A 22,223-nucleotide genomic window follows, 5' to 3' on the forward strand; every position below is an offset into this window, starting at 1 on the left:
AGTGTGGAAAAGATACATGCCCGGCCCCATTTTGAGGCATGCACGTCAAATAATTTTGGCGCATTGTTCTTAGGAGAAGCACTGCATGCGTTTGATTTCTTTCATCAACGCCATTTTGGTCATTGTCGCCCTGTATTTCCTTGTTTTTGAACGCGACGCGCTATTTGCCTTCGCTGGTCGCGGCGAGGCAGACGTACCCGCCACAGAAGGTGGCGAGGCAACCGAAGAAACGAGTGTCAGCGAAACCGCCGTTGGTGTCATCGCTTTCCACTCAGAGGCGCGCGAAATCGACAGCGCTGTCTTGCTGCGTGGGCAAACCAAAGCAAACCGACAAGTCGAAGTTCTGGCTGAAACCACGTCAACGGTCATCTCAGAACCCAAACGCCGCGGTGCATTTGTCGAGGCTGGCGACCTGCTGTGCCAGCTAGACCCCGGAACCCGCCCCGCTAGCCTGGCAGAGGCGATGGCTGGCAAACTTGAAGCTGCAAGCCGCGTCCCCGAGGCAGAGGCACGTTTGGAAGAAGCGCATGCGCTGGTAGCAGAAGCCGACATCAATCTGACGGCTGCCCGTAAACTATCCGATTCAGGGTTCGGGTCTGAAACCCGGCGCATCTCAAGCGAGGCCGCAATGAGCACCGCCGAGGCTGGTATTAAGTCGGCCGAAGCTGGCCTTGAAGCCACTCGGGCCGGTATCGAAGCCGCCGCCGCCGAGGTCGAAGCAGCCCAGCGTGAAATCGACCGGCTGACCATCGAGGCGCCTTTCAAAGGCCTGCTGGAAAGCGACACTGCTGAGTTAGGTAGCTTGTTGCAGCCCGGTGCCTTGTGCGCGACCGTGATCCAATTGGACCCGATCAAATTGGTTGGCTTTGTACCAGAAACCGAAGTGAACCGCGTTCTTGTCGGCTCTGAGGCCGAAGCGCAGCTGGTCACGGGTCGGCAGGTTACGGGTAGGGTTACCTTTCTCAGCCGGTCTGCAGATGAAACCACCCGCACATTCGAAGTCGAGATCACGGTACCGAACGCTGACCTGACCATCCGCGATGGTCAAACGGCAACGATCCGGATTGCCGCCGAAGGGGCCAAAGCGCATCTGTTGCCACAATCTGCCCTGACCCTGAACAACGAAGGACAGCTTGGTGTTCGCACCGTCGGAACCGGCAATGTTGTCGACTTTGTGCCCGTTCGCATTTTACGCGACACATCAAAAGGCGTCTGGATCGACGGTTTGGCTGAAACTGTTGACGTCATTGTAGTCGGTCAGGAATTCGTGACACGTGGCGTGACGGTTGCGCCGACATATCGGGAAGCTTCGCAATGACGGGTATTGTAAGCTGGGCTTCCGAACGGGCCCGAATGGTTCTGGCATTTATCGCGATCTCACTGGTCATTGGCGGGTTTGCGTATGTAAGCCTGCCGAAGGAAGGTGAGCCGGACATTGAAATCCCTGCGTTGTTCGTCTCGGTCCAGTTCCCGGGAATTTCCGCTGAAGACTCGGAAAACCTTCTGGTCAAGCCGATGGAAACCGAACTTGCGGATCTGGATGGCCTGAAAGAAATGTCCTCGACTGCCGCCGAAGGCTATGGCGGTGTCGCGCTCGAGTTTGATTTTGGCTGGGACAAAACGGCCATCATGGCGGATGTGCGTGATGCCATGAATACGGCGCAGGCAGAATTCCCCGAAGGCGCTGAACAATATTCCCTGTACGAAATCAACTTCTCGGAGTTTCCCATAGTCATCGTGAACCTGACTGGTTCGGTACCCGAACGAACCATGGCCCGCGTGGCCAAGGACCTTCAGGACGATTTGGAAGCGCTGGATTCCGTGTTGGAGGCCGGGATTGCCGGCAATCGCGATGAGTTGCTGGAGGTTATAATCGACCCTCTGCGGTTGGAAGCGTATAACGTAACGGCTGCGGAGCTGATCAGCGTTGTGCAAAACAACAACCAATTGATTGCTGCGGGTGAGGTTGAAACCGAACAAGGCACGTTCTCGGTCAAGATCCCATCATCCTTCAAAACCGCGCAAGACGTTTATGAGTTACCGATCAAGGTCAACGGCGACCGCGTCGTGACCTTGGGAGAACTTGCCGAGATCAACTACACCTTTGAGGACCGCGAGGGCACAGCCCGTTTTGACGGCGCACCAACCGTGGCGCTGCAGGTGGTCAAGCGCAAGGGTTTCAACCTGATCGACACAGTTGAACAGGTCAAAGCCACCATTGCCGATGCTCAGACCAAATGGCCAGCTGAATTGCAGGCCGCTGTCGACGTCGGCACCTCAAACGACCAAAGCCGGATTGTCGGATCGATGGTCAGCCAGCTTGAAGGGTCAGTGCTGACCGCGATTGCGCTGGTGATGATCGTGGTGCTTGCCTCGTTGGGATCGCGCGCCGCTTTGCTGGTGGGCTTTGCTATCCCGACCTCCTTCCTTTTGTGTTTTGCGTTTTTGGCCGTCATGGGTATTAGCATTTCGAACATCGTGATGTTCGGTTTGATCCTTGCGGTGGGCATGCTGGTTGATGGCGCCATCGTTGTGGTGGAATACGCGGACAAACGTATCAAGGACGGCGTCGGCCCAATGCACGCCTACGTCGAGGCAGCCCAGCGGATGTTCTGGCCTATCGTGTCATCAACGGCAACGACGCTATGTGCCTTCCTTCCAATGCTGTTCTGGCCTGGCGTACCGGGTGAGTTCATGGGGATGCTGCCCGTCACGCTGATCTTTGTTCTGTCAGCGTCTCTGATCGTCGCGCTGATCTACCTGCCGGTCATGGGCGGTGTGTCCGGACGGCTCAGCCGTGTTTTTGACCGCTCCTCCGACTGGTTGAGGGCACGAACACCCTGGTGGCTGCGGGCGGTTCTGGTGCCCCCTTCGTTCTACCTCGTGTTTCTTGGGGCGATGCAGGTGTTGAACCCAACTTATCTTTTGCCCGCAGGCACGCCAGGCAGTGTCGTGTTCGGTGCAATTCTTGTGATCGCAGGCGCTTTTGCCGGATCGGTCACTTTGGGTGCTGCGAGACTAGAACGCGCGCCGGAAACACGCGTACATACAGCCAAGGAACACACACCATTCGGCTATGTCATTAAATTCCTGGTCGGCAATCCAATCATGCCGATCGTGTCGATCGTCGCCATTGGCTTCGCGGTCATGATGGTCATGTCCGCTTATGGGGCCAACAATCGCGGCGTCGAGTTCTTTGTCGAAAGCGAGCCGGAACAGGCGACTGCTTATGTGCGTGCGCGCGGCAACATCTCGCTGACCGAGATGGACGCAATGGTCTACGAGGCCGAGCAGGTGATCGCATCACACCCGGCCGTGATCAACGTCTTTTCGTTTGCTGGCGAAGGCGGGCTGAACCAGAACACCGGTGGCGCATCCGCCCCGGCCGATACGGTAGGACGGGTCCAGTTCGAAATCATCCCTTGGGAAGATCGTCCGAATATCTCTGAGCCTATTGCTGGCGGTCTGTTTGACCGGCACGTGGTTGCGCCGGAATATGACGGCGACTTTGTGCTTGAAGAACTGAACGTCGAGCTGGCAAAAATTCCCGGCTTCGTGGTCGAGATTCTGCCGTTGGAACAAGGCCCGGCCTCGGCCAAACCCGTCCACCTGCGCATCAAAGGAAACGGGTGGGATGACCTGACCTCCGCCACGGTTGCCGCGCGAGAGGCGTTTGAAACCACCCCCGGTCTGATCAAGATCGAAGACACCCTGCCCCTGCCTGGTATCGACTGGCAGATCGACGTTGATGTGGCGAAGGCGGGCCGTTTTGGGGCTGACGTAGCAACCGTTGGCGCCATGGTTCAGCTGGTGACCCGAGGCATTCTGCTGGGCGAAATGCGCCCTGATACCACGGATGAAGAAATCGAAATCCGTGTCCGCCTGCCGGAAGAAGACCGCGTGCTGTCCACACTGGACGTTCTTAAGGTCCGGACCCAGGACGGGCTGGTACCGCTGTCCAACTTCGTGACCCGGCAACCGGTGGCTAAGCTGGCCGAGATCAATCGCGTGGATCAGGAACGCTATTATGACGTCAAAGCGGATGTCGTGGAAGGCATCGAAATACTACAATTGACTCCATTGGATGAAAACGAGAATCCGGTAGAAGAAGGTAAACTAGACATTGGTTTCGGCTACAGTGTTTCAGAGGACCAAGCGGAAAATGGTGAACCATTCAATGTCACATCGTTAAAGCAAAGGTCATTTCCATTCTCGCTATTCTTCGCTCCTGAAACTTTGCGTTACAATGTACCAGAGGTAACTCAGTCAATTGACCTAAACACGGTACAAGGCCAAATCGACGCCGGCAAGGCAACTGCCACATTGGTTCCGATGACCGCTAACGAACGTATCGAAAAACTCACTCAATGGCTGGACACCGAACCCTTCGCCAAAACGATCAGTTGGGAATGGACCGGTGATCAGGAAGATCAGGCCGAATCCGGCGCGTTTCTGGTAAACGCTTTTGCAGGTGCGCTGGGTTTGATGTTTGTCATCCTACTGGCCCAGTTCAACTCGTTCTACAACTCGGTTCTGGTTCTGTTGGCCGTGGTTCTTTCGACCACAGGCGTGCTGATCGGGATGATGGTCATGCAGCAGCCTTTCTCGATCATCATGACCGGAACGGGGATCGTTGCCTTGGCGGGTATCGTGGTGAACAACAACATTGTTCTTATTGATACCTATCAGGAATACAGCCGCTATATGCCCCGGATCGATGCAATTGTCCGCACGGCCGAGGCTCGTATCCGTCCGGTTCTGCTGACTACTTTGACTACGATGGCTGGTCTGACACCGATGATGTTCGGCCTGTCTTTGGACTTCATCAATGGCGGTTACAGCATCGACAGCCCGACGGCCCTGTGGTGGAAACAGCTGGCGACGGCGGTTGTGTTCGGCCTGGGCATCGCCACCGTGCTGACGTTGATCGTGACGCCTTCCTTCCTGGCCTTGCGCGTGTGGGTCGCGACCTATGCCGTTTGGATTGCCAGACTTCTCGCCCGGGTGACGGCCGGTCGTTCCAGTCAGATCGCGCAAGATATGGCTATCGGACGCAGCGCCCGCGCAATGCAATCAACCGAGATTGTCTGGAGCGACATCCCGGGATCCGTTCCGGATCAGGCAGATCAGCAAGACGACAGATCGGAACATCCACACGGCGCCCCACTGAAAGCCGCGGAGTAATCAGACAAGGGCCGGGTTTTCCGGCCCTTTTTGTTTGCCGTCTATAGGCGGGTCCAAGTCTGATGAGCACACACCAGATGCTCGCACCCTTTGACCATCAGTTGATCCCCCTGCAAGGTCATCTGAGGGACAGCATCGACATCAATCAAAGGGACCCAAAATTCCCCTCCGCCGTATTTGCCATCGCCTTCACTGGCCACATCCCAAAACAGCTTTTTACCGATGTTCGGAGTTTGAACTTCTTTGCCAGCGGCGTCATAGGCTGACTGGATTTTGCCGCAAAAATTATCTCCGCAAGCTGTGATCTTGATGTGAGAGATCAAGTTTTTCCGGTCGGGTTCTGTTTTCCAAACCCCAACAATAGGATCAGCCATAGCCATAACCGGAAACAGCAGAACCGCCAGGGCTGGTCCGAGAGCTTTCAATAAAGTGCTACGCATTAAAATGCCTCCACATATCGGTGTTTCGTCTTAAACAATTTGCGATCAGGCCGCCTGAGTATCCGATTGCTGCCGGTTCCACAGCTGCGCATAGCGACCCTCGCGCATATGCAGTTCATCATGCGTGCCTTGTTCGACAATCTCACCGCTTTCCAGAACCACAATCTGATCGGCCTCGGCAATGGTGCTAAGGCGATGGGCGATGGTGATCACGGTCCGCCCCTCACCCGCACGTGCCAACGCGTCTTTGATGTCTTGTTCCGTGTCGGTGTCCAATGCCGAGGTCGCCTCGTCCAGCAACAGGATTGGCGGGTTTTTGAGAAGTGTCCGCGCGATGCCCACACGCTGTTTTTCGCCACCCGACAGTTTCAGACCACGTTCGCCAACCTTGGTGTCATAGCCCTCTGGCAGTGTTGCGATGAAATCATGGATCTGGGCGGCCTTGGCCGCATCCTCAACATCGTCCTGCGTCGCCCCATCCCGCCCATAGGCGATATTGTAGCGGATCGTGTCATTGAACAGCACCGTGTCCTGCGGCACCACACCAATGGACGCGTGCAGGCTGTTCTGCGTCACATCCCGCACGTCCTGCCCGTCAATCTTCAAAGCCCCACCCGTCACGTCATAGAAACGGAACAACAACCGCCCAATCGTCGACTTGCCCGACCCGGTCGCGCCAACAATGGCCACGGTCTGACCAGCTGGAACGGACAGTGACACTCCTTTGAGAATCTCGCGATCCGCGTCATAGCCGAAATGGACGTTGTCCAAGGTTACCTCTCCGCCATTGACCTGCAAAGGCGTTGCATCCGGCCTGTCGGTCACCTCGGCGGGTTGCTCCAGCAGATCGAACATCTGACCCATATCAACCAGCGACTGGCGGATTTCACGATACACTGTGCCCAGAAAGTTCAGCGGTACAGTGATCTGAATCATATAGGCGTTGACCATCACGAAATCGCCAACGGTAAGCGATCCGCTCTGCACTCCGATAGCCGCCAGAACCATAACGCCGATCAGACCACAGGTGATCAGGAAGGACTGGCCGAAGTTCAAGAAGGCAAGCGAATAGGCCGTTTTCAGTGCTGCGCCGGCATAAGCCTTCATCGACACGTCATATCGTTCAGCTTCGCGCGTTTCTGCATTGAAATATTTGACGGTTTCGAAATTCAGCAGACTGTCGATGGCGCGCTGATTGGCCTCGGTATCCTGGTCATTCATCTCGCGCCGCAGTTTCACGCGCCATTCGGTCACCGCAAAAGTAAACCAGATGTAGAAAGCGATCGTAACAGCCACGACAACCAGGTACCAGACGTCGAACAACCACATCAGGATAATGCCGACCAACAGCAGTTCCAGGATCAACGGACCAATCGAGAACAGCAAGAAGCGCAGCAAAAACTCAACGCCTTTGACGCCACGCTCGATGATACGGCTCAGACCGCCGGTGCGCCGCGTGACGTGGTAGCGCATCGAAAGCTGATGTATATGTCCGAACGTCTCCAATGCCAGTGCCCGTAAAGCACGCTGACCCACCGGCGCAAAGGCTGCATCTCGCAACTGCTGAAAGCCAACGGTCATCAGCCGGGCCACACCATAAGCAACGGTCAACCCAACCGCGCCCAGCGCAAGCGGCGGAACTCCCTCGCCCGCCAGGCCGTCAACTGCGCCTTTGTACAAAATCGGAGTGTAAACTGCGATCAACTTGGCCAGAACCAGCATTGCCATCGCAATCATCACCCGGCGCTTTACCCATGGCTCGTCATCGGGCCACAAATACGGCGCAACCTTTCGGATTGTACGCCAGCCGGACTGGCGGTCGTCGGTATGGTCATCCGATTGCATAGGTATTCCGTCTCATCACGTGCCTTGTCTGCGGTCAGAGATAGACCCTGGCCCGTGACGGGCCAGAGGCGTTTTTTACTGAGGGACTGTAAAGACCTGCCCGGGATAGATCAGATCCGGGTCACGGATCAACTCGCGATTGGCATCAAACAGCTTTACGTACAGGACTCCGTCACCAAACCTGTCACGTGAGATGGCCCATAGCGTGTCGCCCTTTTGCACGGTCACCGAACGGATCGGTGGTGTTTCATCCGATGTCTGAGGTCGATCCTCGGCTTCAGCGGCCTGCAGAACCTCAACCGGTTCGCGCTTGAAGGGGGTTTCGACGCGGCTGAGTACGGTTCCGTCTGATGTCACCTCATCTACCCGTAAGGTATAGACCCCTGGGTCAATCCCTTCGAGCTCACCACGCCAATTGCCGTCTTCTCCAGGTGCCAGATCGGCCACAAGTTCGTTGTTCAGATACAGGCGCACGGCAGACCCATCCTGTACACGCCCTGTCAGTTGTACGTCACCAGTGTCCGAATACCCGATGGTGTCCAATGCCACCTGCTCAGGGTCCGTGTCTGGCGTCGATGGGGGTTGCACCAATTCGACCCCCTCCTCACCCGATCGCAGGACGGCAACTTGTTGGTCATCACTGGTATCTTCGGCAGGCTCTGCGGATGGCACTCCGGTGCTCGCGGCTTCGGCAACATCTTCGGATTGGTCTGGCGTATCCCCGACTTCCGCGATTGCAGGCTGTTCTGGCGTCTCAGTCGTCGTCGCCTCGGGTTGAGCGGGGGTTTCTGCGCTGGCGACCTCTTCCTCGGCGGGTTCAGGCAGCGCCGCAATCAGGTAGTCATCCGATTTCGCCGTCTGATCGCCCTGCGTTGTCTGCAACACAAGACCCTGCGCATCGTCGCTAAAAGGGATCGAGACAAATTCAGCAAACTGACCGCTGCTGTCTGCCGTAAACTCGTGAACCGGTTCACCGTCCAACAGAACCTGTATCTGGCTACCTGGTTCAGCCGAGCCGGACAACAGCGCATTGCCATCTGTTTCAACGAAGATTTGGTCCAAAACGGGCGGGCTGGCCACTTGCCCTGCGCCATCCGCCGACGCGGTTTCGGACCCTGTTTCGGTGGGCTCACCAGGTTCCGCATTCGCCGGATCTGCGGGCTCAGTTGCAGGCTGTACGGCCGGCGTTTCTGCAGTCTGTTCGTCAGTTTCCGTCGCGCTTCCGTCAGCCTCGGCGGGTGCAGAGCTTTGTTCCGGCTGTTCGGTCTCCTGCGCAGGCGCGGACACGGTTTGCTCCTGCGGTGCGTCTTCTGGCTCTGGCGCGCTGGTAAAAGCGCCAGAGAGGTACAATCCACCCGCTCCCAGGATCGCGATGAGACCCGCAATGACACCCCAGATGAAATTGCCCGAGTTTCCGTTTCCCGATTTGGCGTCCATTCTTTTCCTTTCGCTCCGCGCAGCGAACATCTTGAGTCAAAAGCGTTCCGGCGGACAGTTGAGCCAATCTATCAATCCCGCTATCACGGGTCAAAACTTCTGACACAACCCCGGAGAGCCCCTTTGATGTCTCAGAAATCCGTCTGTGTGTATTGCGGGTCACGCAATGGCGCGAATAAGGCTTATTCCGAAGCCGCCCATGAGTTCGGGACGCTTCTGGCCCACGAAGGCTGGAGGCTGGTCTACGGTGCCGGAGATGTTGGGTTGATGGGAGAGGTCGCGCGCGCCGCCCAAGCGGCCGGAGGCGACACGTTTGGCGTCATTCCGGTGCATCTACTGCAACGTGAGGTCGGCAAGACTGACCTGACACGCTTCGTGGTCACAGAGACAATGCATGAGCGCAAAAAGGTCATGATCATGAACGCCGATGCTGTTGTTGTTCTGCCCGGCGGCCCGGGCTCGTTGGACGAACTGTTCGAGGCGCTGACATGGCGGCAGTTGGGCCTGCACGACAAACCCATTCTGATTGTGAATGTGGGTGGATATTGGGACGCGCTGCATACGCTTCTGGATCAAGTAATTGGCCAGGGCTTTGCTGATGCGTCTATGGCCGACTTCGTTTCCTGGGTCGATGACGCTGAAACGGCGATGGCGGTCTTACGGGAAAAGTTGGCCTGACACTGTGGCAAAACGGGCAGCCTGAGCCGCCCGTTTGAAAGATCAGGCTGGTCGTCTGGCCGGTTGCAGACTTTTTCTGAGAACTTGTTCGACTTTGTGAAGCGGGTGATTGGTCAGGGTCTTATCCACCTCTGCCACAACTTTGGTCAGGACTTCACTGTGCAGCCGGCGTCTGAGCAGGCCCAGGACATGTGGGCTGGCGACCAGTACCAAGCGTTTATACGCACCCTTCAGCCCCTTGCGGTTCAAAAGATCTGCCAGATCCTGCACGAACAAGGATTTTGCATGGTCCTTCCAGGTTGCTTCTTCAATTGCTGATTTCTGCTTTGGCCCACCGTCGTTGCGCCGACCTGCACGGTCTGATGGTCTGGATACCGGTTTGTCTTGTTCTTCGACTGAAACGACAACCAGATTAGGATCTTCGGCGTCTGTTATGTTTTCCATAAACAGCGCCTTTTCCCCGTCTGCAATGATAACCCATGTTCCCTGTGCAAGTGCGACCATAGTGATCTCCTGATACGGCTAATATGTGGATATCCCTCGACTATCGGGCACAGTTGTTCTGTCACGCGCCCTTGGTTTTGGCGCGCTGCCCGGCTGTTTTATATTGATTGGCGGTTCTCTCCTCCCGCACAGTATAGCTATGTATTGAGGGCGTTCTTACAATGGGTACTCATGCCGATTGTTGACAGGTCGGCAGCTTTCCACCGACAAAAAAACACCGATCTAAGTCGACACTTCAACCACCGTGATTTCGGGAACAACGCCGAAGCGAACCGGCAGGATCGAACACCCTATTCCGCCAGAGATCACAAGATCGCGCCCGCCTTCGCGAACATGGCCATATGCATACCGGTTGCCGAATCGCGACGGCACAACTGGTGACCAGCCAAACAAACGCACCTGGCCGCCATGTGTATGCCCCGACAGGGTCAGTGCCACGCGGTCGGGAACGGTGGGAAATATGTCCGGTTCGTGCGCCATCATCACAATCGGTGCATCATCGGTAACATGCGAAAGCGTTGCAGGAAGATCATCCAATCCCTGAAACTCCTGACCACCTCGTTTCAGGGCAAGCTGATCCTCCAGCCCGGCCAACCAGATCCCCAACGATTCCAGTTTGATTGCCGCGTTAGACAGCACTGGTATCCCGTTCTGCTCAAGTGCCTGTGCATAGATGTTAGGGCCTCCACCGCGCTTTTGCGCGTTTTGGTCATCCCACCAATCGTGGTTGCCCAACACGGCATAGACGCCGTGTTTCGCATGCAGACCGACCAATAGGCGGGCCAGGTCCGCAATTGGCACTGCGCGGGACACCATCTTGTGCCCTGCGGCGTAGTCTCCAAGCAACAATACCAAATCGGGCGATAACGCATTTGTGCGCCGCACAATTTGCTGAATTTTGCGCAATCCGACATGGGGTTCACCCGCATGCAAATCGGCCAGAACAGCAATACGCACAGGTGCCGCGGCCCAGTCCGGACGCTTCAACCGCCATTTCCGCACGCGCAACCGCAAAGCCGGTTCAATGAAAAACCCATACAGGGACGCAAAAAGGCCTGCCAGCGCCACCGCTAGCAGGCCTTTGATGAACCCTCGTCGGGTCAATGGATCACATCCGCGACGCGACGTTTTCCCAGTTCACCAGATTGTCGAGGAAGTTCGACAGATAAGCCGGACGCTTGTTGCGGAAATCGATGTAGTAAGAGTGTTCCCAAACGTCACAGCCCAACAGCGCGGTCTGGCCAAAGCACAGTGGGTTCACACCGTTCTCGGTCTTGGTCACAGCCAGCGAACCGTCAGCATTCTTGACCAGCCATGCCCAGCCCGAGCCAAACTGACCGGCGCCAGCAGCGCTAAACTGCGACTTAAACTCGTCGACCGAACCGAAGCTTTCGGTCAGAGCTTTTTCCAGCTCACCGGGCATCGCGTAGCCACCAGGGCCCATCATTTCCCAAAACTGGTTGTGGTTCCAAAGCTGGCTGATGTTATTGAAGATACCGTTCTGCGCGACGGCGTTTGCGTCGTAGGTGCCAACGATGATGTCTTCCAGCGACTTGCCGTCCCATTCGGTTCCAGCGATCAGTTTGTTGCCGTTGTCGACATAGGCCTTGTGGTGAAGATCGTGGTGATATTCCAGCGTTTCCGCGGACATGCCCTTGGCTGCCAGCGCGTCATGTGCATAAGGAAGATCAGGAAGTTCAAAAGCCATGTCGGCCCCCTGTAAATGTAAGTTGCGGTTCCAAAGGTTAAATGCTTTGGCAACCGTCGCAGGTCAAGGGCTGAGACAAGAAAACCCGGAGGCGGCAATGCTGACACAGGCGCGCAAGATGTTCTACCGCGCCCGCGGATTTTATGCGGGCACCCTGAACGGCGAGCCGTTCCGCCTGGATCCATATCATTCAAAATTCTGGCGCAAAGCGGCCGCTGGCGACTGGGAGCCCGAGACCTTTTCCGTGCTCGACAGGTATCTGTCCCCAACCAGCGATTATCTGGACATAGGTGCGTGGATCGGCCCGACCGTGCTGTATGGTGCCCGCAAAGCCCGACACGTCTGGTGTTTCGAACCGGATCCAACGGCATTTCGGCATCTGGCGTGGAATCTGGAGCTGAACGACATCCAGAACGTTTCGGCTTTTGGGGTGGCACTTTCGGACCAGTTCGGCGTAGCGCGCATGGCTTCGGTCAGGGGTGAACCAGGAGATTCCACCAGCTCACTGCTGCATGACGGCGCACACGGCAGCGATGCGTTGACGATTGCATGGGATCAGTTCGAAGCCGCCAATGATCTATCTGCTGTGTCGCTGGTCAAGATGGATATCGAAGGAGCCGAGTTCTTTGTGTTACCAACACTATTGCCCTGGCTACGAAAACAACGGCCAACCCTGTACCTGTCGTTACATTCCCCCCTTTTGGCCGAACAGGACAGGTTGGAACGCACCAAAACGCTGCTGGAGCAACTGAGTTTCTACCCCAATATCACCACCGACAAGCTGCAACCAGTTCAGGTGGAGATGCTATTGGAGCCCGAGGCGCTTGCACAATACCGGACGATCTTGTTGCACGGTTGATTTAGTGTCGGAAATTTCATCACCGAGCGGGTTTTTGCCATTGCGCTTACTCGGATAAATTGATCAGTCTTACACGCTAAATCAATGAGTATCGGAAAAAATGAAGTATCTTACGTTAGCTTTTATCACCACATTTTTTGCGCAAGGCGCGCTCGCTGAAACCGTAAACTATAGCTGCACGATGACCAAGCGGGACAGCCACGGCTGGATTGCGAAGGAATACGCGTTTCGCGTGGATGCAGAAAACAAAGCGGCGCTGGTTGCAGACAATCCCGAGTGGCTTGCCACACGGTTCAAAGATCGCGGTGCCAAAGGCTATCGACTGTCCTGGAACCGAACAATGACAGCCTCTGCAGGCGGTAACTTGCGTGTTCGATACCAAGCCAATCTCAACCCCACCAAGAAAAGTGTGACTGTAAGAATGGCGTTTGTCAGCACAAACGCCTCAAACAAACCTTACGGCACCGGGACTTGTCTTATCCAAAAGTAAGCCAAGCTCCGGTAGTACCGGAGCTTGACGACCACACTTGGCAGCCGGTGCGAATAAATCGCGCTGGTCTCATGAGCCGTAGAGCGACTCGCCCGACTGCACCTTACAAGGCCCATCGCCTCTTGGGCGGTTGGTCGCATTCACCTGTGGGAACCGTGCCAGTAGATTCAGCTTTTGCGTTTTCGGGTTCAACGTCGCGGTATAGCTGACATAAGCAGTCCCGCCTTGGCTCATGGGAATATTCATTTTCCATGTCATTCTGTACTCACCCTTGCGGGTGGTTTTGAATTTGGTGTCCTTGGGCTGTCCATCCAGTTCGTGGATATAGACATCGTACACACGGGCGCGCTTGTTTTCAGCATCCACGCTCAAGATGACTCGTTCAGAAATCCAACCCTGCTCAAGGTTATGCAAGCTACAATCGTAGGTTATGACTTCGGCTTGAGAAGCCCCAGCAAACAATCCAGCAACCAGTGCTGTGATAGCAAACTTCATGATTTAGCACCCCTCGAAATGCTTATGAATTTACTTTGGCGTTGCGACCGCTACGCATTTTCCGGTGGCGTACCCATCCCGCGGTAAATAGGCACTGGGTGAGGACGACCGAGCTGTAGCTTTCATTGTCTTCCGGTCCAAAAAGACTGAGAATTCCTGAGTTTTCAGGTCAATGGCATCAATAACAGACTCGTTCGACGCAATGCTGCGTCCGCTTGCAGAATAAACGTAGTTCTCACCGACCCATCCAATCGAAAGACGCCGGATACTGTCGCGCTTGACCCGGCCGGGTCCGGAGTGAGTGTTGATGTCGGGAATATCGACCTCATGGATGAGTGCCGAGCGGCCAAATTCATCTACCGAAAAAACCAGGTGGCTTGGCGTCGGGCGATTCACAAGGCCACGTCCAAAATGACACTCGAAACTTTCTTTAAAGGTTTCGGCAATTCCGGCTGTGGGCGTTACCAACAGGCTCAACGCCAAGGTGATTATCTTAGTTTTCAAATTTGAAACTCCGTTTGTTTATTTTGGCGCGGTGACAAGCAGGCATTTGCCTTTAGCATGGCCATCCCGAGGCGAACTCAGCCGTACATCGCTGGACCTCACGCGTGCTTTTCCTGTGTGGCGATCCAAAAAAATTGAAAACTCTGCGCCCTGCAAATCAAACGCCTGCAATACACCTTCACTCGACGCTTTTGTTCTACCACTAGTGAAATATGTATACTCTTGGGCTCGCCACGCTATTGATAACCGTCTAATACTGTCCCGCGTTATCCGTCCGGACCCTTTCACAGTGTCGATCTTTGGAATTTCAACTTTGCGCAATAAAGCCGAACGACCAAATTCGTCGATCGAAAACAGAACGCGCGTTGGCGTTGGGCGGTTTCGGACCCCTTTGCCAAACGTACATTCAAATGTCTCGGTGTACGTCTCTGCAACCAGCGGTGAAGTTTGAGCGTACAGGGCTATCAAGCAAGCAAGCAGTATTCTGTTCATTTTTTCTTTGAAATTGTTGTGCGTGGGTCAAAAGGCCATCAACAAGGCCTCATTCTTCTTTACAAAAAAATTATCTTAACAATAGGTTAACCCATATTCATTGACAAACTTCTTGCTCTACGTTGGGGCGAGAGTTCTACACACCTACGTCGGTTTCGATATTAATCAACTAAACCCCTAGATGTTTCCTCGATGAGACCGCAAGACCAAAAGAAAATGGCCGCCCCAGTGTAGTAAGGCGGCCACAATTCAATCAGTGAATGTTTCTGGAGTGCCTAGTAAACCCCAACCTCGCTGCCGGGCTGTGCCGCAACTTTCAGCAGGTTGAACACGTATTCTGCAGCCGACCGGAAGCAGACCACGCGGAAGGTATCGGCATCGTCCATCCAGAAAGCACCGGCAACCTGCGCAAGGCGCGAGCGGCGGATTTGGCCGGGCTGAAAGGCCGCGACCGACAGTTCGACCGGGGCCAGTTTTCCCAGAACCTCGCGCCCGCTCGTGCCCGATACCCGGAAGACCGCGCGCGCATCCGAAACGTTGGCGGCCAATGCGTGAACACCGCTGAGTGCGTTGTTCATTGCAGCCAGTTTGGCCTCAACCTCGGCATAAGGAACCAGAACCAGCAGCTCATCCGATGACATCCAGCAGACGCCCGTGTCTCCGTCGACATTGGCTTCGCGCTGACCCGGCATCTTCTGGCCGGTCGCGTCCTTCACGGCCTTGATCAGAACCTTGTCGGACAGGTTGCCGCGCAATGTGATCATACCCTGCAGGCCGCATTCTTCGACCCGGGCGATACCGTCATAGCTGGCGTGGTTCAGTGCGCTGATGGGTTCAGACATTCTGCTTCTCCCCGTCCTTGTCGAAGAAGATCGGATCTACGATCTTTGCCTTGTAGATTATGCCATCGGTGCCCGGGAATTCGACAATCTCGCCCAGGCGATCAGGACCGTGTTTGATCAGCCCCATGGCGATGCCTTTACCCAGATTGGCCGAGTAATAGGTCGAAGTTACACGCCCGATCATGTTGCGCTGACCGTTGGCATTGACGCCCTCACCCACCGCATAAGCCCCGTCAGGGATAACCGATCCATCCACAGTCTCGAGACCGACCAGTTTCCAACGTTCGGGATCGGCCATATGGCTGCGCGAATGGGCGCGTTTGCCTAGGTAATCCTCTTTCTTTTTCGACAGCGCCCAGTGCAGCCCCAGATCCTGCGGGATCACGGTGCCGTCGGTCTCATCACCGATCATGATAAAGCCTTTTTCGGCTCGCAAGATGTGCAAACACTCTGTGCCGTACGGCATCACACCAAACTCTTTGCCCGCGTCCATCAGAGCATCCCAGAACGCTTGACCCCGGCTAGCAGGCACCGCGATCTCATAGGACAATTCACCTGAGAAAGAGATGCGATAGGCGCGACAATCGAAGTCACCGATCTTGCCATCGCGCCACTCCATGAAGGGCAGCGCCTCTTTCGAGACATCCATGCCGCCCAGCGTTTCCAGAACCTTACGGGCGTGGGGGCCAACGACGGCGACCTGCGCGTATTGCTCGGTCACGTTAGCGACATAGACTTTCCAGTCCCACCACTCGGTTTGCAACCATTCTTCCATGTGACCATGGATGCGTTCAGCGCCGCCCGTAGTGGTGTGGCAGAGCCACGTGTCTTCGTCTATACGGGCAACAACGCCGTCATCGATCAGGAAGCCGTTTTCTGAACACATCAGGCCATAGCGGCATTTGCCGACCTTCAGCGTGGACATCATGTTGGTATACATCATGTCCAGAAACTTGCCCGCATCCGGACCTTTGACGATCAACTTACCGAGCGTTGAAGCATCCAGCAGACCGAGGTTCTCGCGGGTGTTCGTCACTTCGCGGTTTACGGCGTCATGCACGGACTCACCGGGACGAACATAGGCATAAGTCCGGCGCCAATGGCCGACCGGTTCCCAATCTGCCCCGTTCTTGTCGTGCCAGCTGTGCATTGGTGTTTGGCGGATGGGTTGGAATGTATCACCGCGCGCCTCGCCGCCAATCGCACCCATCGAAATGGGCGTGTAAGGCGGGCGGAAGGTGGTGGTGCCGACCTTAGGAATCTCGGATTCTAAAGCATCAGCAAGGATCGCCAGACCGTTGATATTGCTCAACTTACCTTGGTCCGTCGCCATACCCAGCGTGGTGTAGCGCTTGGTATGTTCAACGCTTTCGTATCCTTCGCGCGCTGCCAGCTGAACGTCGGACACTTTGACGTCGTTCTGGAAATCCAGCCAGGACTTCGCGCGCAGCTGAATCTCGGCATTCGCTGGCATCAGCCAGACCGCTTCCATTGGCGCTTCGGCAGTCGCCTCGCCAGTGGGCGCTTTGGTGTTCTTGGGCTTAAAACCCGCTGCTTTAGCGGCCGCCTTGCCTGCCGCATGCGCATCGGTCAGCACGTCGCCCAGCGCCAGTGGCCCGTTCGAAGCGCCGGCGGCTACGACAAGCCCTGCGCCATCCGCGCCCAAAGGCGGGCGTTTTGGATCAGGACGGAAATGAGCGTTTGCGTCATCCCAGATCAGCTTGCCGCCGCAATGGGACCACATGTGAACGACCGGAGACCAGCCGCCTGACATGGCAACCGCATCGCACTCGACCTCTTCACGGGCACCGCCAACACCTTCCTGATTGCAGATCGCGACTTTCTTGACGCGCTTGCCGCCTTTGACCTTGGCAATGGCTTTGCCCGGATCCACCCGGATGCCAAGCTGACGCGCTTCTTCTGCAAGCGGACCCGCGGCGGCGCGCGTGTCAACGACCCGCAGCACATCAACACCTGCCTGCTTCAGAATGATAGCTGTACGATAAGCGTCATCATTGTTCGTTGCGACAATCACACGTTCACCAGGTGTCACACCCCAGTTGACCGTGTAGTCCCGCATAGCAGAGGCAAGCATTACGCCGGGGACGTCATTTCCGGCAAATGACAGCGGGCGCTCAATCGCCCCTGTCGCTGTGACAACCTGCTTGGCGCGGATACGCCATAAGCGGTGACGAGGACCTTGGGTGCCCGGTTTGTGATCGTTGAGACGCTCGTAGCCCAACACATAGCCGTGGTCATATACACCTGCCCCCATGCAGCGCGCGCGCATGGTTACGTTATCCATTGTTTCCAGTTCGGAGACCAATTGTTCCACGAACTTATCCACAGGCTCGCCATTGATCGCGCCGCCGTCAACCGGAGCGCGACCGCCCCAATGGGCGCTCTGCTCGATCAGCAGGACCTTGGCGCCAGATTGCGCGGCAGCCTTGGCGGCCTGCAGCCCTGCGACACCTCCGCCGATGACCAGAACATCGGTGAAGGCGTAGAAATGCTCATAGGTGTCGGCGTCCTTGGTTTCCTGGTCCGGCGCTTTACCAAGACCGGCCGACTGCCGGATGAAGGGTTCGTACACATGTTTCCAGAATGGCTTGGGGTGGATGAACATCTTGTAGTAGAAACCCGCCGGCAGAAACCGGGACAGGTAGGTATTCACCGATCCGATGTCGAACTCCAGGTTTGGCCAGTGGTTCTGCGACACAGAGGTCAGACCATTGAACAGCTCGGTCGTTGTGGCGCGTTGGTTCGGCTCGAACCGGCTACCCTGCCCCAGACCGACAAGCGCGTTTGGCTCTTCCGCACCGCTGGCGACCACGCCACGTGGGCGGTGGTACTTGAACGACCGGCCCATCATCATCTGGTCATTGGCCAGCAAGGCCGAAGCAAGCGTGTCGCCCTCGTACCCCTGCATAGAGGTGCCGTTGAAGGTAAAGGTGATCTTTTTGGACCGGTCAATCAGTCGGCCTTGATTTGCGAGACGGGTGCTCATGATGCGGACCTTTCGCAGATGGAGGCGTCGGAGCCTCCGGCGGGAGTATTTTTGAAAAGATGAAGCATCAGTCGAGCTCTCTCCACGTCCAGCCAGGGCGTTTGGCTGTGATGGCATCCTTGATCTCTTTCGGCGGCTCAAATACCTGCGCGGAGTAAGTGCCGAAGACTTCGAGTGTTTGCGTGCAACGGGCCGCGTGGAACCACTTGCCGCAGCCGTTGGCATGGCGCCAGCGTTCGAAATGAACGCCTTTGGGGTTTTCACGCATGAACAGATAGTCGTGGAAATCGTCATCCGATGAGTCTGGGCCGAACCGTTTCAGGTGCGCCTCGCCACCTGCGGCCAGTTCTGTTTCTTCGGCATCGACGCCGCAATAGGGGCAATTCAGGATCAGCATGAGGCTACTCCTCGCTTGAATTCTCTTAGCCACACGCGCAGAGTGTACGCATGGATATTTTGACCATTGTTCTGACCACCGTAGGCACGTTCGTATTCTTTGGCTTGATCGCTATTTTCATTTTTAGATCTGAGGAAAAGAAAACCATCAAGCCAAATTCGGACAGCCCGAATAGTTCCGATACCATTCACGGTGCACATTTTGGCGACTGACATCAGTGCGCCACCCCGGCGGCGACGCTTTCGTCGATAAAGCGGCCCTCTTTGAAGCGGTCCAGCGTGAAGGCTTCGGTCAGCGGTGAATGACCAGTGGCCATCAGCTGTGCCATGCCCCAGCCTGAACCAGGGATGGCCTTGAAGCCACCAGTGCCCCAACCGCAGTTGATAAAGCACCCGCCCAAAGGTGTTTTCGACAAGATCGGGGACCGGTCGCCAGTCATGTCCACGATCCCGCCCCACTGACGCAGCATCTTCAGGCGCGAGATCATCGGGAACGTCTCGACCAAAGCCCGCACGGTTTCTTCGATGTGATGAAAAGATCCACGTTGGGTGTAGTTGTTGTAACCATCGGTCCCTCCGCCGATCACCATCTCGCCCTTGTCGGATTGCGACATATAGCCGTGCACGGTGTTGGCCATCACGACGACGTCCATGCAGGGCTTGATCGGCTCGGACACAAGCGCCTGCAGCGAAATCGCTTCGAGTGGCAGACGGAAACCCGCCATTTCGGCCAGCTGACCGGAATGACCTGCTACGATCATGCCCAGCTTGTCACAATCGATGGCGCCTTTCGTGGTGTCGACCCCAACAACACGACCGTTTTCGGACCGAACGCCAGTCACTTCGCATTGCTGGATAATGTCCATGCCCATGGCTGAACATGCGCGGGCGTAGCCCCAGGCCACAGCATCGTGGCGCGCGGTGCCGCCGCGGTCCTGCCAAAGCGCGCCCAGAACCGGATAGCGCGGGCCGTCGAGGTTGATGATCGGCACCAGTTCCTTGACACGTTCAGGCGTGATCCACTCGGTCTTGACGCCTTGAAGTGCGTTGGCATGGGCGGTGCGCTGATAGCCACGGATTTCGTGCTGGGTCTGGGCCAACATCATGACGCCGCGCGGGCTGAACATGACGTTGTAGTTCAGGTCCTGGCTTAGGTCCTCGTAGAGGCTGCGGGCTTTTTCATAAAGCGCCGCCGACGGGTCCTGAAGATAGTTTGACCGGATGATGGTGGTGTTCCGCCCGGTGTTGCCGCCGCCCAGCCAGCCTTTTTCAATCACTGCAACGTTTTGGATGCCATAATTCTTGCCCAGGTAATAGGCGGTCGCAAGACCATGCCCACCAGCACCGACGATGATGACGTCATACCGCTTTTTTGGTTCGGGCGAACGCCAGGCGCGCTCCCATCCGGTGTGATGGCGCAGCGCTTCCCGCGCCACAGCAAAGGCTGAATAGTGTTTCATATGCGAATCCATCCGGTTCGGTGATTGGGCGCAGATATGCCGTGTACCGACAGTTTACCCCTGCCGTGCAACGCCGCAATAACGCACTATTGCGACATGTGCGCCATTCGCGGCCATTTGTCCCTTTTGTCGGACGGCCTGCGGGTCTAAGTCAGAGCAGCCACTTCGGAGGGGCCATGACGTTCTGGGTTCTGATATTTCTTGTCGCGCTGCTGATTGCGGCTTTCCTAAGCTACACGCTGTTGCGCAACCGGCGCAGCGATGAGCCAGCGGCCGCCTACGACCTGCGGGTTTATCGTGAGCAGCTTGCGAGCGTCGACCGCGACCTGGCTCGCGGCGTGATTGGTGAGGCCGATGCCGATCGTGTTCGCACCGAAATCTCGCGTCGCATTCTGGCAGCTGACGCCCAAATGAAAGACGAAGGCAAAAGCGGTGGCCCAACACGATCTGTATCGGTCGTTGCAATTGCGCTACTCACGCTGGTTCTGATCGGTGGTGCCATGGCGATGTACCACCGGATGGGGGCGGTGGGACTACCAGACATGCCTCTGACCGCTAGGGTGGACATGGCCAAAGAGGTCCGTGCCAATCGGCCCTCTCAAACCGCCGCTGAAGAATTGGCGCCCCCAGCTGTGCCTCGGCAGTTGGAAGACAGCTATGCCAGTCTTTTGAAGCAATTGCGCGACACGGTTGCCGCACGCCCCGACGATCTGCAGGGCCATATGCTACTGGCCCAGCACGAAACCAACGCAGGCAATTTCACGGCAGGATACACGGCCCAGAAGAAAGTGGTTGAGTTATCCGGAGAAGCGGCGACAGCGGACGCTTACTCGGATCTAGCCGAAATGATGATCCTTGCGGCAGGTGGATATGTCTCGCCCGAGGCCGAACAGGCCTTGGACCAGGCGCTTAAGCTTGATCCCCGGCATGGTCCGGCCCGGTATTATTGGGGCCAGATGCTGGCACAGGTTGGGCGACCGGATATTGCTTACCGCGTGTGGATGGAAACCGTGCAGGACGCCCCGCCTGGCGCGCCATGGGCGGATGCCATTCGCGGACAGATTGAAGAACTGGCCTTCCGGGCCGGTGTTTTCAACGCTCCCGACCTGAGTGCCGCAACAGCCCAACCCGGCCCAAGTCAGGGTGACGTTGCTGCCGCAGCCGAATTGAGCCCGGAAGAGCGGCAAGAGATGATTCAGGGGATGGTGAACCAACTGTCCGACCGTCTGGCCACCGAAGGAGGATCGCCCGAGGAATGGGCCCGTCTGATTGCGGCGCTTGGTGTTTTGGGTCAGGCCCAGCGCGCCATAGACATCCGCGATGAAGCTGTGATCGTGTTTGCTGACAACGCCGCCGCGCTGGACATGATCGACGCAGCAGCACTTCAGGCCGGGATTGCCCAATGATTCACGATGAATTTGAAGTCTTTGCCGCAGCCCTATCCCCGATGTCTGCGCTGATGGGTCTGGATTTGGGTGAAAAGACCATCGGTGTTGCCGTTTCGGACCGAATGCGCACGGTGGCCAGCCCCTTGGAAACGGTGAGACGCAAGAAATTCACGCTGGATTCCGCCCGTTTACTAGAGCTTGTGGATGACCGTGAACTTGGCGGCATCCTGTTGGGCCTTCCCAAGAATATGGACGGCACCGAAGGGTCGCGCTGCCAATCCACTCGTGCGTTTGCCCGCAATCTGTCGCGGTTGACCGAATTGCCAATCGGGTTTTGGGACGAACGGCTCAGCACGGTTGCGGCAGAAAAGGCACTGCTTGAGGCGGATACGACACGAAAACGTCGCGGACAGGTTATCGATCACGTTGCTGCCGGTTATATCTTGCAGGGGGCGCTCGACAGGATGCGCTTTTTGTAACGGTCGGAGACCACA

General features: G+C 56.5%; 20 protein-coding genes. 8 read left to right on the top strand and 12 right to left on the bottom strand.

The window, feature by feature from the left end; translation table 11 throughout:
* The first annotated feature begins 85 nt into the window (after window positions 1-85).
* A complete protein-coding gene (locus tag Q1B13_RS04180; protein ID WP_299076256.1) occupies window positions 86-1,318 on the top strand; it encodes an efflux RND transporter periplasmic adaptor subunit in 1,233 nt (410 codons plus the stop codon).
* A complete protein-coding gene (locus Q1B13_RS04185; RefSeq protein ID WP_299076258.1) occupies window positions 1,315-5,184 on the top strand; it encodes an efflux RND transporter permease subunit in 3,870 nt (1,289 codons plus the stop codon). Before Q1B13_RS04180 ends, Q1B13_RS04185 begins: the two co-directional genes overlap by 4 nt.
* A 41-nt stretch (window positions 5,185-5,225) precedes the next feature.
* Here the strand turns inward: Q1B13_RS04185 and Q1B13_RS04190 are convergent, their stop codons facing one another.
* The 3 genes from Q1B13_RS04190 to Q1B13_RS04200 form a co-directional block, all read right to left on the bottom strand.
* The gene (locus tag Q1B13_RS04190; protein WP_299076260.1) at window positions 5,226-5,624 is read right to left on the bottom strand and encodes a DUF2147 domain-containing protein; all 399 of its coding nucleotides are present in this window, start codon (window positions 5,622-5,624) and stop codon (window positions 5,226-5,228) included.
* A gap of 45 nt (window positions 5,625-5,669) precedes the next feature.
* Window positions 5,670-7,469 carry an ABC transporter ATP-binding protein/permease gene (locus Q1B13_RS04195; RefSeq protein ID WP_299076263.1) on the bottom strand — a complete coding sequence of 600 codons (1,800 nt, stop codon included), beginning with the start codon at window positions 7,467-7,469 and terminating at the stop codon, window positions 5,670-5,672.
* A 75-nt stretch (window positions 7,470-7,544) separates the two neighbouring features.
* On the bottom strand, window positions 7,545-8,906 hold the full coding sequence (locus Q1B13_RS04200) for a LysM peptidoglycan-binding domain-containing protein (protein WP_299076266.1): 1,362 nt from the start codon (window positions 8,904-8,906) through the stop codon (window positions 7,545-7,547).
* 126 nt (window positions 8,907-9,032) lie between these two features.
* On the opposite strand from Q1B13_RS04200, the gene Q1B13_RS04205 reads away from it, so the two are divergent.
* A complete protein-coding gene (locus tag Q1B13_RS04205) occupies window positions 9,033-9,584 on the top strand; it encodes a TIGR00730 family Rossman fold protein (RefSeq protein WP_299076268.1) in 552 nt (183 codons plus the stop codon).
* A gap of 42 nt (window positions 9,585-9,626) precedes the next feature.
* Here Q1B13_RS04205 and Q1B13_RS04210 read toward each other — a convergent pair whose 3' ends face one another.
* The 3 genes from Q1B13_RS04210 to Q1B13_RS04220 form a co-directional block, all read right to left on the bottom strand.
* Complete coding sequence (locus Q1B13_RS04210; protein WP_298936157.1) at window positions 9,627-10,088, bottom strand: host attachment family protein; 462 nt, start codon at window positions 10,086-10,088, stop codon at window positions 9,627-9,629.
* Window positions 10,089-10,310: 222 nt separating this feature from the next.
* Complete coding sequence (locus Q1B13_RS04215) at window positions 10,311-11,192, bottom strand: metallophosphoesterase (protein WP_299076270.1); 882 nt, start codon at window positions 11,190-11,192, stop codon at window positions 10,311-10,313.
* 4 nt (window positions 11,193-11,196) lie between these two features.
* Window positions 11,197-11,796, bottom strand: a complete 600-nt coding sequence (locus Q1B13_RS04220) for a superoxide dismutase (RefSeq protein WP_299076272.1) — start codon at window positions 11,794-11,796, stop codon at window positions 11,197-11,199.
* Window positions 11,797-11,893: 97 nt separating this feature from the next.
* Here Q1B13_RS04220 and Q1B13_RS04225 point away from each other — a divergent pair, with 97 nt between their 5' ends.
* Together Q1B13_RS04225 and Q1B13_RS04230 are read left to right on the top strand one after the other, a co-directional pair.
* On the top strand, window positions 11,894-12,655 hold the full coding sequence (locus tag Q1B13_RS04225; RefSeq protein WP_299076275.1) for an FkbM family methyltransferase: 762 nt from the start codon (window positions 11,894-11,896) through the stop codon (window positions 12,653-12,655).
* A gap of 100 nt (window positions 12,656-12,755) precedes the next feature.
* Window positions 12,756-13,145 carry a hypothetical protein gene (locus tag Q1B13_RS04230; RefSeq protein ID WP_299076278.1) on the top strand — a complete coding sequence of 130 codons (390 nt, stop codon included), beginning with the start codon at window positions 12,756-12,758 and terminating at the stop codon, window positions 13,143-13,145.
* A gap of 69 nt (window positions 13,146-13,214) precedes the next feature.
* Here the strand turns inward: Q1B13_RS04230 and Q1B13_RS04235 are convergent, their stop codons facing one another.
* From Q1B13_RS04235 to Q1B13_RS04255, 5 genes are all read right to left on the bottom strand, one after another.
* Window positions 13,215-13,640, bottom strand: coding sequence for a hypothetical protein (locus Q1B13_RS04235; RefSeq protein ID WP_299076281.1), 426 nt, complete (start codon window positions 13,638-13,640; stop codon window positions 13,215-13,217).
* Between the two features lie 30 nt (window positions 13,641-13,670).
* Entirely contained in the window at window positions 13,671-14,144 is a 474-nt protein-coding gene (locus tag Q1B13_RS04240) for a hypothetical protein (RefSeq protein ID WP_299076284.1), read from the bottom strand.
* A gap of 767 nt (window positions 14,145-14,911) precedes the next feature.
* Complete coding sequence (locus Q1B13_RS04245; protein WP_299076287.1) at window positions 14,912-15,478, bottom strand: sarcosine oxidase subunit gamma; 567 nt, start codon at window positions 15,476-15,478, stop codon at window positions 14,912-14,914.
* On the bottom strand, window positions 15,471-18,485 hold the full coding sequence (locus tag Q1B13_RS04250) for a sarcosine oxidase subunit alpha family protein (protein ID WP_299076290.1): 3,015 nt from the start codon (window positions 18,483-18,485) through the stop codon (window positions 15,471-15,473). Before Q1B13_RS04250 ends, Q1B13_RS04245 begins: the two co-directional genes overlap by 8 nt.
* A gap of 67 nt (window positions 18,486-18,552) precedes the next feature.
* Window positions 18,553-18,882, bottom strand: coding sequence for a sarcosine oxidase subunit delta (locus tag Q1B13_RS04255; RefSeq protein ID WP_299076293.1), 330 nt, complete (start codon window positions 18,880-18,882; stop codon window positions 18,553-18,555).
* A 50-nt stretch (window positions 18,883-18,932) separates the two neighbouring features.
* Between Q1B13_RS04255 and Q1B13_RS04260 the strand changes: the two genes are divergently transcribed.
* Window positions 18,933-19,094 carry a hypothetical protein gene (locus tag Q1B13_RS04260; protein ID WP_299076296.1) on the top strand — a complete coding sequence of 54 codons (162 nt, stop codon included), beginning with the start codon at window positions 18,933-18,935 and terminating at the stop codon, window positions 19,092-19,094.
* A gap of 2 nt (window positions 19,095-19,096) precedes the next feature.
* Here the strand turns inward: Q1B13_RS04260 and Q1B13_RS04265 are convergent, their stop codons facing one another.
* A complete protein-coding gene (locus Q1B13_RS04265; protein WP_299076299.1) occupies window positions 19,097-20,341 on the bottom strand; it encodes a sarcosine oxidase subunit beta family protein in 1,245 nt (414 codons plus the stop codon).
* 176 nt (window positions 20,342-20,517) lie between these two features.
* On the opposite strand from Q1B13_RS04265, the gene ccmI reads away from it, so the two are divergent.
* Window positions 20,518-21,747 (top strand): c-type cytochrome biogenesis protein CcmI, encoded by a 1,230-nt coding sequence (ccmI, locus tag Q1B13_RS04270; protein ID WP_299076302.1) that lies wholly within the window; start codon window positions 20,518-20,520, stop codon window positions 21,745-21,747.
* Window positions 21,744-22,208 carry a Holliday junction resolvase RuvX gene (ruvX, locus tag Q1B13_RS04275; RefSeq protein WP_299076304.1) on the top strand — a complete coding sequence of 155 codons (465 nt, stop codon included), beginning with the start codon at window positions 21,744-21,746 and terminating at the stop codon, window positions 22,206-22,208. The genes ccmI and ruvX overlap by 4 nt, the downstream gene beginning before the upstream one ends.
* Window positions 22,209-22,223 lie beyond the last annotated feature (15 nt).

The organism is uncultured Ruegeria sp. (assembly GCF_947489545.1).
In the GTDB taxonomy this organism is placed as follows: domain Bacteria; phylum Pseudomonadota; class Alphaproteobacteria; order Rhodobacterales; family Rhodobacteraceae; genus Ruegeria.